The 12,383-nt window shown below is 43.0% G+C and carries 11 protein-coding genes; 9 read left to right on the plus strand and 2 right to left on the minus strand.

The features are described from left to right. Nucleotides 1-21: 21 nt before the first annotated feature. Together ACFS6H_RS15795 and ACFS6H_RS15800 are read left to right on the plus strand one after the other, a co-directional pair. Complete coding sequence (locus ACFS6H_RS15795) at nt 22-1,608, plus strand: M28 family metallopeptidase (protein WP_386101009.1); 1,587 nt, start codon at nt 22-24, stop codon at nt 1,606-1,608. A gap of 116 nt (nt 1,609-1,724) precedes the next feature. After that, entirely contained in the window at nt 1,725-2,651 is a 927-nt protein-coding gene (locus ACFS6H_RS15800) for a TraB/GumN family protein (RefSeq protein ID WP_386101012.1), read from the plus strand. A 67-nt stretch (nt 2,652-2,718) separates the two neighbouring features. Here the strand turns inward: ACFS6H_RS15800 and ACFS6H_RS15805 are convergent, their stop codons facing one another. Further along, nucleotides 2,719-3,135, minus strand: a complete 417-nt coding sequence (locus tag ACFS6H_RS15805; protein ID WP_449343077.1) for a nucleoside-diphosphate kinase — start codon at nt 3,133-3,135, stop codon at nt 2,719-2,721. Between the two features lie 300 nt (nt 3,136-3,435). Here ACFS6H_RS15805 and ACFS6H_RS15810 point away from each other — a divergent pair, with 300 nt between their 5' ends. Both ACFS6H_RS15810 and ACFS6H_RS15815 read left to right on the plus strand, forming a co-directional pair. Then, nucleotides 3,436-4,443, plus strand: coding sequence for a DHH family phosphoesterase (locus ACFS6H_RS15810; protein ID WP_386101015.1), 1,008 nt, complete (start codon nt 3,436-3,438; stop codon nt 4,441-4,443). A 23-nt stretch (nt 4,444-4,466) separates the two neighbouring features. Next, a complete protein-coding gene (locus tag ACFS6H_RS15815; RefSeq protein ID WP_386101018.1) occupies nt 4,467-5,456 on the plus strand; it encodes an FKBP-type peptidyl-prolyl cis-trans isomerase in 990 nt (329 codons plus the stop codon). A gap of 525 nt (nt 5,457-5,981) precedes the next feature. Here the strand turns inward: ACFS6H_RS15815 and ACFS6H_RS15820 are convergent. Beyond that, a complete protein-coding gene (locus ACFS6H_RS15820) occupies nt 5,982-7,286 on the minus strand; it encodes a cryptochrome/photolyase family protein (RefSeq protein WP_386101021.1) in 1,305 nt (434 codons plus the stop codon). A gap of 165 nt (nt 7,287-7,451) precedes the next feature. Here ACFS6H_RS15820 and ACFS6H_RS15825 point away from each other — a divergent pair, with 165 nt between their 5' ends. The 5 genes from ACFS6H_RS15825 to ACFS6H_RS15845 all read left to right on the plus strand — a co-directional run bounded on the left by ACFS6H_RS15825 (nt 7,452) and on the right by ACFS6H_RS15845 (nt 12,321). Further along, nucleotides 7,452-8,018, plus strand: coding sequence for a hypothetical protein (locus ACFS6H_RS15825; protein WP_386101024.1), 567 nt, complete (start codon nt 7,452-7,454; stop codon nt 8,016-8,018). A 262-nt stretch (nt 8,019-8,280) separates the two neighbouring features. Then, nucleotides 8,281-9,003 (plus strand): succinate dehydrogenase cytochrome b subunit, encoded by a 723-nt coding sequence (locus ACFS6H_RS15830; protein WP_386101027.1) that lies wholly within the window; start codon nt 8,281-8,283, stop codon nt 9,001-9,003. Between the two features lie 85 nt (nt 9,004-9,088). Next, complete coding sequence (locus ACFS6H_RS15835) at nt 9,089-11,065, plus strand: fumarate reductase/succinate dehydrogenase flavoprotein subunit (RefSeq protein ID WP_386101030.1); 1,977 nt, start codon at nt 9,089-9,091, stop codon at nt 11,063-11,065. Between the two features lie 74 nt (nt 11,066-11,139). Next, nucleotides 11,140-11,502: a four helix bundle protein gene (locus ACFS6H_RS15840; RefSeq protein WP_386101033.1), complete on the plus strand. Its 363-nt coding sequence runs from the start codon at nt 11,140-11,142 to the stop codon at nt 11,500-11,502. A gap of 51 nt (nt 11,503-11,553) precedes the next feature. Beyond that, the gene (locus ACFS6H_RS15845; protein ID WP_386101036.1) at nt 11,554-12,321 is read left to right on the plus strand and encodes a succinate dehydrogenase/fumarate reductase iron-sulfur subunit; all 768 of its coding nucleotides are present in this window, start codon (nt 11,554-11,556) and stop codon (nt 12,319-12,321) included. The last annotated feature ends 62 nt before the right edge of the window (nt 12,322-12,383 follow it).

Below are 12,383 nucleotides of genomic sequence, written 5' to 3' on the forward strand. Positions count from 1 at the left end.
GCATAAAAACAACAACCAAACATGAAAAGAGTATTTGTTTCCTGCTTCCTGCTTATTGCTGCATTCACTACTCATGCACAAGAGAAGGTTGACCAGGCCATGGTCAGCAAAATTAAAAAAGAAGGGTTTGACAATTCCAAAGTAATGGACATTGCCTTTCACCTGACCGATGCGAACGGTCCCCGTTTAAGCGGATCGCCGGGTTTATTAAAAGCCTCTAACTGGGCCAAGAATGAAATGGCCAAATGGGGCCTGACCAATGCCGCATTAGAGCCCTGGGGTGAGTTTGGTAAAGGCTGGGAACTGCAAAAAAGTTATGTGGCCATGACAGCTCCTTACTATAAACCCCTGATCGCTTATCCAAAAACATGGACCAAGGGAAGCAATGGTTTAAAAAATGCGCCCATTTTATTAATCAAGGCCAAAGACTCCGTGGAGCTGGCGGCCTATAAAGGCCAGTTTAAAGGCAAAGCTATTTTAGTTTACCGTACCGATACTTTAGTACCTACTTATAAGGCCGATGCCAGCCGTTATACTGATGAAGAGCTGGATAAGTTAGCCGCTTACCAGTTACCACAACCCTCACAGGCGCCTGCAGATACAGCTGAACTGCGCCGCCGCCGGGAGGCCATGCAACGCCGTGGTGCCGGTGGCCCCAACCTGGCCAACCTGATTAAAGACTTTGCCACGAAAGAAGGTGCAGTAGCTATTTTAAGCGTAAGCCCCCGTGGCCATGAAGGTACTTTGTTTGTACAGGGTGGTGGTTCTTATGCACCAGAGGCGCCGGAAAATCCATTGGATATTATGCTGGCCTTTGAAGATTACATGACCTTTTGCCGTCTTGCGAATGCAGGTATCCCCGTATCATTAGATGTTGATGTTAAAACCGCCTTCCAGACCAGGGACACCAAAGGTTATAATGTAGTTGCTGAAATAAAAGGTACTGACCCTAAACTGAAAGACGAGATCGTTATGCTGGGTGGCCATATAGACAGCTGGCAGAGCTCAACCGGTGCTACCGATAATGCGGCAGGATGTGCTGTAATGATGGAGGCCGTACGTATTTTAAAAACATTAGGAGTACAGCCCCGCCGTACCATCCGTATTGCTTTATGGAGCGGTGAGGAACAAGGTTTACTGGGGTCACGTAATTATGTAAAAAATCATTTTGCCGATCCTGCTACCATGAAGTTGTTACCGGACCATGAAAAAGTTTCAGCTTATTTTAATATTGATAACGGTACCGGTAAAATCCGTGGTATTTACACACAGGGCAATGAAAAAGTAAAAGACATTTTCAGTGCCTGGTTAGCCCCGTTCCATGACCTGGGTGCTAAAACCGTGACCTTGTCCAATACAGGTGGTACTGACCACCAGTCCTTTGATGCGGTAGGTATTCCCGGCTTCCAGTTCATACAGGATGCCATTGAATACAATACCCGTACACACCATACCAATATGGATTCATACGATCACCTGCAGGCAGATGACCTGAAACAGATCTCTGTTATTGTAGCATCATTTGTATACCATACCGCTATGCGTGATGAGAAACTGCCCCGTAAGGAATTACCACAGGCCCGTGGAGCCGGTGGTGGCCGTTTTTAACATATTTACATCAACATTTTTTGAAAAAGGATGTCCTGTAAACGGGACATCCTTTTTTATGGATAACCCGTGATTCTACATCTTAATCAGTAACTTGTGTAAAATTTTCAAACAATATGATGAAGAAGTTTGGGGCCGGATTATTATTCAGCATTTTTTCCCTGGCCGGCTGTGCGCAAAACCCCACCCTGAAAAAAGCGGCAAATGATAATACGCTCCTGTGGAAGGTTAGCGGTAAGGGTTTAAAACAACCATCTTATATATTTGGTACCATTCACATGATATGTGCCGATGATGCGCAGTTAAGCGCTAATATGCAAACCGTTATTAAATCGGTGGATGAAGTATACCTGGAAGTGGACATGGATGATATGCTGCAGATGTTTTCACTAATGGGTAAGATGAAAATGAACGACGGCGCCACTTTACGCAGCTTACTGAGCGAAGCAGACTACGAACTGGTAAAAGATTACTTTAATGAAAAAGGCAGCATGTTACCTTTCTCCATGCTGGAAACCTTTAAACCCTTACTGGCTACTTCCTTGGTTGCCCAGAGCAGCGGCGAATGCGAAAGCATGTCGGCCATGGAAACTGTTATTATGGGAGCAGCCAAGGATAATAAAAAAGAGATCAAGGGCCTGGAATCCATGGCCTACCAGGCCGGTATACTGGACTCCATACCGTATAAAGCCCAGGCTGACCTGCTGGTACAATCTATAAAAAGTGAAACAGCCATGGAAAAAGGCACCGAGAGCGCTTCTGATATGACCCGGCTTTTTGATGCCTATAAAAGCCAGGACCTGGAAGTGCTGGAGAACTTAATGATAAAATCGGAAGCCGGTTTAAGTGAATACATGGACCTGCTGTTGTTTAAACGTAACCACAACTGGATTGAAAAAATGAAAGAGATATTACCGGCCAAATCGGTTTTAATTGCCGTTGGTGCAGGGCATTTACCGGGTGATGAGGGTGTGCTGAACCTGTTGAAGAAAGAAGGCTACACCGTTGAGCCCATTGATAACAGCCTGGTGAAGGAAATTTAATGACCCAAAAAAAGTATAGGTATAAAAAAACCGGCATCAGCCGGTTTTTTTATTATTTGGCGTGAGATTAGAATTGCTCTAAACCACTGAAGAAAAAGTCGCCTTCTATTTTAGCGTTTTCATCGCTGTCGCTACCATGTACGGCATTTTCACCTAAGGAAGTAGCATATAATTTACGGATAGTACCTTCCGCAGCCTGTGCAGGGTTGGTAGCGCCGATCAGTTCACGGAAGCCGGCCACAGCATTCTCTTTTTCTAAAATTGCTGCATATATAGGACCACTGCTCATAAAATCAACCAATTCACCGTAAAAAGGCCTTTCTTTATGCACGGCATAAAACTCACCGGCTTTTTCGGCCGATAATTTTGTAAGCTTCAGGCTTACAATACGAAATCCTTCCTTAATAAAACGGTCAATGATAGCACCTGCATGGCCATTTTTTACGGCATCAGGCTTAATCATTGTAAAAGTGCGATTGCTCATTATTATCTTGTTTTTGGGCGGCAAAGGTAGAATATTAAGTAAAAAGTAAAAATTTAAAAGTAAAAATTAACAAATTTGCATTGATAGAGCTGTTTTTTATGTTACCGGCAACATCACAATGGGCATCGTCCCTTGCGTCGCACTCTTCAGCTGTATCCCGCTAATCAGCAGGCAACTCAGCTTTTTTCTGCGTATTAACTAAAAGGAAATTGGCTTTCAGCTGTGTGCTTTAAGCCTTCAGCTTTAAGCTTATGCTTCATACTATTTTAAATACAGAAACATTATCTTCGCAACCCAAAGATGAAACCTTTAATAGAATTTATTCCCCTGCTGGACACGCCCAAATCGGTTGTGATCACCATGCACCAAAAACCTGATGCCGATGCCATGGGCTCGTCACTAGGTCTATACAATTTTTTAATTCAACTGGGACATAGTGTTACCGTTATTTCTCCCACCAACTGGGCATCGTGGCTTAACTGGATGCCGGGCTGTAATACGGTGATCAATTTTGAGGCTGAGGGCAGCAAGGCACAACAGGCGCTGGATAACTGTGACTGGCTGTTTTGCCTGGACTTTAATATTTTTTCCCGTACCAAACACCTGGCCGATAAACTGGCAGCAGCCAATTGTATAAAAATACTTATTGACCATCACCGGGAGCCGGATGAAGTATCATTTAATTACGGCAACAGCGATATCAGCAAAAGCTCTACCTGCGAGATGATCTATGATTTTATCAATCTCAGCGGTAAACAGGATCTTATTAATAATGATATAGCCCAGTGTTTATACGCCGGTGTGGTTACCGATACAGGCTCGTTCCGTTTTTCCTCTACTACGGCAGGTGTACACAGCATGGTGGCCAATTTAATAAGCCGTGGCCTGCAGCATAGCCAGGTGCATAATAACCTGTTCAATAATTTCCTGGAAAACAGGTTGCGTTTTATTGGTCATGTATTGCTGAACCGCATGGAGGTATTTTATGAATACAATACGGCGCTGATCGCTATTACCAAACAGGACCTGTTAAAGTACCATGTTAAAACCGGTGATACCGATAGCCTGGTAAACTTTCCCCAGTCCATACAGGGCATCAGGCTGGTGGGACTGGTAATTGACCGTGACGAAGAAAGAAAATGGAGTTTTCGTAGCCAGGATGACTTTGATTGTAATACATTTGCCCGCAAATATTTTAATGGCGGCGGCCATTTTAATGCGGCAGGCGGTCATACCAAAGACTCGCTGGCCGAAACGGTTGCCCATTTTAAACAGGTATTAACAGAGAATAAACAACTGCTTCAATAAACAAAAAATAAACTCAACAACAAATGCAAAAGTTAAGGTTAGGCGGCCTGGTATTATTAACAGGTATCATGATGGTTGCCTGTAATTCGGTTAGTTACAAAAAAACCGCGGGTGGCTTATTATACAAAATTTTCCCTTCGGACAGTAAGGATTCTTTAATTAAAGTAGGCAATACTGTTAAGTTAGACATTGATATTAAACTGAACGACTCCGTATTACAAACAACATACGGCAAAATGCCGGCATTTATTCCAGCCCAGGAACCTAACCCGCAAAATGGTTTAGATCCGTTTTCTATTTTCACTTTAATGAAAACAGGTGACAGCGCTGTAGTAGTAATACTGGCCGATTCCTTATTAAACAAACCAGGTGTACAATTACCTCCGGGTGCTAAAAAAGGTGACCGTTTCATGTTTTACATGCGCATAAAACAAGTGTTTACCAGCGATAGCCTGGCTCAGGCCGATTTTACCAAAGAACAGGCCCTGGATGCTCCGCGCCAGCAAAAAGAAATGGAAGAGCAACGTGCTAAAATGATAAAAGAGCAACAGGAGCAACAAAAGAAAGAAGATGCTGAATTAGAAAAATCGGGTAAAAAAGCCGAGCTGGACGCAGTGGTTAAAAACCTGCTGGCTTCTAAAAATATTACTACCACTAAAACACCTTTAGGTTCTTATGTACGTATCGATAATCCCGGTACTGGTGATGCGGTAGTTGCCGGTAAAATTGCAACGGTTAAATACAGTGGTAAACTTTTATTGACTGACAGCGTATTCCAGGCAAGTACTGTTGATTTTACTATTGGTGCAAACGGTTTGATCCGTGGTATGGAAGATGGCCTGTTATTATTTAAAAAGGGCGGTAAAGGAACTATTTATATTCCCGGTCATTTGGCATATGGAGCCAACCCGCCTGCAGGTTCACCTTTTAAACCATTTGATGCCCTGGCATTTGATGTAGAGATTGTAGATGTGAAAGAGAAACCAGCTACTCCTGATCACCAGGCTCATTAATCGATAACGTATTAACATTTTTTATAAAGTCCTTGCTGTTCAGCAGGGACTTTTTTTATAAATACCTTATTGCCAACGTACCATATTGGCTTAGGTGTAATTGTAAACCCTTAGCAAACCATACAATTGTGCTAGTAAAATTGTCAAAAACACAATTATTTTTTTAAAACTTGATGGAACTCAAGTAAAAATGCCTTAACTTTCAGATTAAAGTGAGAACTTTGACATTATAAAGTTAATCCTAAGAATTACTTAATCGGTTGGCCCCGTTTTTAGTCCAACATCCATGTACCCTTTCGAAAATACAGGTTGATTAAGTATATATCTTATCTTATGAGTGTGTTCCGTCCAAAGAATAACCTTATATCCAAATCCTTTAAAAGATCATGGCAATATGCCTGAGTGTATGTTGTGGTCTGATGTAACTTTTTTCGCATTAGAGCGGCCGGTCACTGGTTGACCGGCTTTTTTATTGTATGAATGTAAACAAAGGACGTTCTTAAGTAGCTATTTGTATTCTCCCCATTACTTCTTCAACGCTTTACCATACACGTCCAGGCATCTTTTCCTGGCCACTTCATGTTCTACTATTGGTAAGGGATAAGTTAATTCATCCAGCTCCGGGATCCATTTACGGATATACTCCAGCTTGGGATCGAATTTTTGCGTTTGCAGGTAAGGATTGAAAATACGGAAATAGGGCGCCGCATCGCAACCGCTGCCTGCCGCCCATTGCCAGCCACCATTGTTGGCGGCCAGGTCATAGTCCAACAGTTTTTTCGCAAAATAAGCTTCACCCCAGCGCCAGTCTATTAACAGGTGTTTGGTTAAAAAAGAGGCTACGATCATCCGTACCCGGTTATGCATATAACCGGTTGCATTCAGTTCCCGCATACCGGCATCAACAATCGGGTAACCCGTATTACCGTTACACCAGGCTTCAAATTCCTTTTCATGATTGCGCCATTGAATATTATCATATTCTTTCCTGAAAGAGTTAAACACTAATCCAGGAAAGTGCCAGAGTATTGCCTGGTAAAAATCCCGCCATATCAGTTCATTTAAAAACGTTTCGTTGACAGCCCCGGCTTCCCGCACCAGTTCCCGGATACTGATAGTACCAAAACGCAGGTGGACACTTAAACGGGACGTGCCTGCAATAGCCGGATAATCTCTTTGTTTGGTGTATTGCTTTATAGTTGATTCATTCCAGTCCTCACCGGGAAAAGTTATAGCAGTAGGCGAGAAACCAATTTCCGCTAATGAAGGCAGTGCCATTTCATCCTGTTTGAAAAAATAGCGGTGGTATTTTTTTGTGGGATAACTTTTATTATAAAAATCCGTCAGGGTGGCCTTCCACTTACGGGAATAAGGGGTAAATACGGTATAGGGTTCGCCATTATCTTTCACCACTTCCTTTTTCTCAAAAATCACCTGGTCCTTGTAAGTATGAAAGTCAATACCCTTTGCGTTCAATAAAGCAGCGATCGTTTTATCACGCTCCTGCGCATAAGGCTCATAATCGTGATTGGTATACACAGCTTCCACCTGGTAGGTTTCCAATAACGCAGTAAATACTTCTTCCGGTGTGCCATAGCGTACATCCAGTGTGCTGCCTTTTTTTAGCAGTTGTGTTTGCAAATTGGTAATGGCCTGGTGAATAAAACTAACCCGGCTATCCTGCCTGTCATCCAGCGCCTCCAGTATATTACTGTCAAAAATAAAAACAGGTACTACGGGCCTGCCACTTTTTAATGCGTGGTATAAGCCGGCATTATCATCCAGTCGCAGATCACGCCTGAACCAGAATAAGGAAATTGTTGTTTTCATTGATGGTACAAAATAAGGCAAACTCCTTTATTTACAACAATATATTCGGTATTCTTCTGCTGGTAAAACACTTCACTTTTTTTAACGGTTTCACAGGCATAATTGTACTTGTACGCTAAGCGTCATAACGTATCTTTGCAGTAATAATTTTGTTGATAGCTCAATATGCACGAAATAGAACCCTTCTATAACTGGCGCCATATTTATACAAGCGAAGAGGATAGGTTATCGCCGTTTTTTGGTCGTGATTATTCAGAGTTTGAATACTCCCAAGCGGTATACAACTATTATATCCATCCGCAGTGGGATGATTTTGGCAGCAGGACACTTTACCTGAAAACTTTAATGGCCGATTATGATGAGCACTATGCTATCATTGAGTTAATAGGGGAGTGGAATGATGCAGTGGAAAATGATATCATGGTGCTCAAACGGGATGTACTGGAAAAATTCATGTACGAAGGCATCTATAAGTTTATACTCATTACCGAAAACGTACTGAACTTTCACAGCGATATTTCAGATTATTATGAAGAGTTGTTTGAGGAACTGACGGAAGAGAATGGCTGGATCGTATGCCTGAATATGCCCTCCCAGACACAACACGATTTCCGGCAAAAACACCTGCACCGGTATGTGGAATTAATGGAAATTGACAACTGGCGCACCTATAAGCCCTATCATTTGTTCAAAAAAATTGACAATGAACTGGGAGCCCGGTTAAATATGTAGTTGAATTGCAAATTTTTTGTCATTGTTTCGTCATACAATGTTACTTTTGCACAAACCACCATTTTAACTAACCTGCTGATTAAAAGAGTAGTGTGCTTAAACGCTACCGCTATTAACCAGGGGCTGCGATTGGTGGCTATCTGATACTGATTTTTAAGATAAACAGGTTAAACGGCATTTTTGATTTGAAGATTGTACCTGATAAAAGCTACACCCTTTACCAATACGCTGTTATTGCCCAAGAAAAAGAAAATTTATACAGATGAAATGGTCTGAACTGTTCACTTCCTCGGTAGGTAAGAAACTGATCATGAGTATTACCGGTATTTCGCTTGTTGCCTTTTTAGTTGTACACGTTGGTTTAAATGCCTGTATATGGGCAAATGACGGTGGGGTTATGTTTAACAAAGCGGCCCATTTTATGGGGTCGAATATTGTTCCAAGAATTTTAGAGATAGGCCTTTTCCTGGGCATTTTGCTGCATATTGTGCAGGGCCTGGTACTGGAAGTACAGAACAGGTCTAAACGCAAGATTGGCTATGCCGTACCGATGGGTAATAAAGGCAGCAAATGGTACAGCCGCAGTATGGGCCTTTTAGGTACCCTGTTATTGTTGTTCCTGATCATGCATATCGCTCATTTCTGGGTTCCTTCCCGTATTACCGGTTTAGAGCCTGTATATATTGATGTAACCAATGGTCAGATTGCTGCGGGCGCTTCACCGGTTGCCAAAGAGTATCATGACCTGTTTGGTAAAATGCGTGAGGTTTTTGAAGGCAATTTACTGGTAGTTATTCTTTACACCCTGGGTTGTATTTCCCTGGCATGGCACTTACTGCATGGTTTTACCAGTGCATTCCGTACCCTGGGCTTAACCAATCACAAATACATTAAGTTATTTGATGCAACCGGTCTTGCATTCTCTATCATTGTTCCCCTGGCCTTTATCATGATGCCGATCAGCTTTTATATGGGATGGGTTTAAATCAATTTAATTGATTGATTTACTTTGATATAGTGCGATAAATTAACATTTTACTTGTAACAAATAATTAGCGAAACTTTTGATTATGCTTGACTCCAAAATTCCACATGGCAAATTAGAAGATAAATGGGTAGACTATAAAGGACATTGTAAACTGGTTAACCCGGCCAATAAAAGAAAGTTAGAAATCATAGTTGTTGGTACAGGTCTGGCAGGTGCATCTGCTGCTGCTTCCCTGGCCGAGCTGGGCTATAAAGTAAAAGCATTCTGCTTCCAGGATTCACCCCGCCGGGCGCACTCCATTGCAGCCCAGGGTGGTATCAATGCCGCTAAAAACTATCAGAACGACGGTGACTCCGTTTTCCGTTTATTTTACGATACCATCAAAGGTGGCGACTATCGTGCACGCGAAGCCAATGTACACCGCCTGGCTGAAGTGAGTGTCAATATCATTGACCAGTGCGTGGCCCAGGGCGTTCCCTTTGCCCGCGAATACGGTGGTTTACTTAATAACCGTTCCTTTGGTGGTACACAGGTTAAAAGAACTTTTTATGCTGCCGGTCAAACCGGTCAGCAGTTATTAATAGGCGCTTACCAGGCCCTGGAACGCCAGATCGGTTTGGGAAATGTAACCATGTACAACCGTCACGAAATGCTGGAAGTGGTGACCATTGACGGTAAAGCCCGCGGTATCATTGCCCGTAACCTGGTGAGTGGCGAACTGGAGCGTCACTTTGGTCATGCGGTATTATTGTGTACCGGTGGGTATGGTAACGTATTTTACTTATCTACCAATGCCATGGGCAGCAATGTAACCGCTGCCTGGAAAGCCCATAAAAAAGGCGCTTTCTTTGGTAACCCCTGCTTTACACAAATTCACCCAACCTGTATCCCTGTTACCGGCGATCACCAGAGCAAGCTGACCTTAATGTCAGAATCGCTGCGTAATGACGGTCGTATATGGGTGCCTAAAAAACAAAACGATCCCCGTAAAGCCAACGATATCCCCGAAGAGGAAAGGGATTATTACCTGGAAAGACGTTACCCGGCCTTTGGTAACCTGGTACCACGTGACGTAGCCTCCCGCGCTGCCAAAGAAAGGTGTGATGCCGGTTATGGCGTAGGTACAACCAAACAGGCGGTTTACCTGGACTTCCGTTTCAACTTATTAAATAAATACGGCCGTGCCGAAGCCAATAAATTAGGCATTCAAAACCCTGATGAAGCTACTTTAGAGCGTTTAGGTAAGGAAGTAGTGAAAGAGGAATATGGTAACCTGTTTGATATGTACGAAAAAATCACAGGTGAAAATCCATACGAAGTTCCCATGCGTATTTACCCGGCGGTGCACTACACCATGGGTGGCCTGTGGGTGGATTATGAATTAATGACCAACATCCAGGGCTTATATGCTTTAGGTGAGGCTAACTTCAGTGATCACGGTGCCAACCGCTTAGGAGCATCGGCGCTGATGCAGGGCCTGGCAGACGGATATTTCGTTATTCCCTATACCATCGGTAACTACCTGGCCGATGAAATTGCAACCAAACCCATCCCTGTTTCGCATGAAGCATTTGAAAAAGCGGAAGCGGAAGTGAAAGGCAGAATTGATACTTTAATGAACATTAAGGGTAAACAATCTGTTGAAAGTTTCCACAAACGTTTAGGTAAGATCATGTGGGAAAAATGTGGTATGGCCCGTAACGCCCAGGGCTTACAGGAAGCTATTGTAGAAATACAGGCGCTGAAAAAAGAATTCTGGAGTGATGTGCGCATTCCTGGTGCGGTGGCCGAGATAAACCCTGAATTGGATAAAGCCGGTCGTGTGGCTGACTTTATTGAGCTGGGTGAATTAATGTGCCGCGATGCCTTGTCAAGGAACGAAAGCTGTGGTGGTCACTTCCGCGAAGAAAGTCAGACCGAAGACGGTGAAGCATTACGCCACGATGACCAGTTCATGTTCGTATCGGCCTGGGAATACAAAGGCGACAGCGAGTGGGAATTGCATAAAGAGGAGCTGAAGTACGAGGTGATCAAGCCGAGCCAGCGGAACTATAAATAATCAGTTAATGAGATAATGAGGTAATTTGAAAATTAAATACCCCATTATCGGAAATTAACCTTGCTAACCACCATATGAGAGATATTGAGCATAACATTATTGTTGCTAAAACAATAGCTTTTTCTTTACAGGTGATCAGGTATTGCGAGGTATTGGACAGTAAGAAAAAGTTTGTCATCTCAAACCAGTTATTAAAATCGGCAACAAGTATTGGCGCCAATGTGTTTGAAGCGCAGGACGCTGAGAGTAGGGCAGACTTTATTCATAAAATGAAGCTGGCTTCAAAAGAAGCAAATGAAACTTGTTACTGGCTTTTGTTATGTGAAAAAAGTGAAGGGTATGATTTTGATATTGCATTAAAACAAGACCTGGATCAAATAATGAAAATAATATCGAAAATTATTGCCTCAACAAAAAAGATTGAACGGGAAGAGTGAAGAGGCTTTCATTTTCAAATTATCTAATTTACTAATTATCTAATTGGATTTATGGAACATTACAACATGAACCTCACTTTAAAAGTGTGGAAACAGGCAAATAAAAACTCGGTAGGCAGGTTTGAGATATACGAGGTTGCTGATATTTCTTCGGAAATGTCTTTCCTGGAGATGTTTGATGTGTTAAACGAAAAGCTGATACACGAGGGTAAAGAGCCCATTGCGTTTGACCATGACTGTCGCGAAGGTATTTGTGGCATGTGCTCTATGTATATCGATGGCCGCCCGCATGGTCCATGGCACGGTACAACAACCTGCCAGTTGCACATGCGTGCCTTTAAAAACGGCGATACCATTACTGTAGAACCCTGGCGTGCCAATGCGTTTCCTGTAATTAAAGACCTCATGGTGGATCGCAGTGCTTTCGACCGCATTATTGCATCAGGTGGTTATGTATCGGTTAATACCGGTGTATCGGTGGATGGTAATGCTATTCCCATTGAAAAAGAAAATGCAGATAAAGCTTTTGCTGCTGCTGCCTGTATCGGCTGTGGCGCCTGTGTGGCCGCTTGTAAAAACTCATCGGCACTGTTATTCGTATCTGCAAAAGTTTCACACTTATCTTTGTTACCACAGGGTGCACCGGAGAAGAAAAACCGGGTATTGAACATGGTAGCACAAATGGATAAAGAAGGCTTTGGCTCCTGTACCAATACCGGCGCCTGCGAAGCGGTTTGTCCCAAAGAAATTTCTATTACCAATATTGCCCGCCTGAATGCGCAATATGCGGCAGCAGCCCTGGCATCGGATAAAAACTAATCCGCCGGTCTGTTAACATAGTTGAACGCCCTGTGCATTAATGTACAGGGCGTTTTTGTTTG

It is taken from the genome of Terrimonas rubra (assembly GCF_042686025.1).
Lineage (GTDB): Bacteria > Bacteroidota > Bacteroidia > Chitinophagales > Chitinophagaceae > Terrimonas > Terrimonas rubra.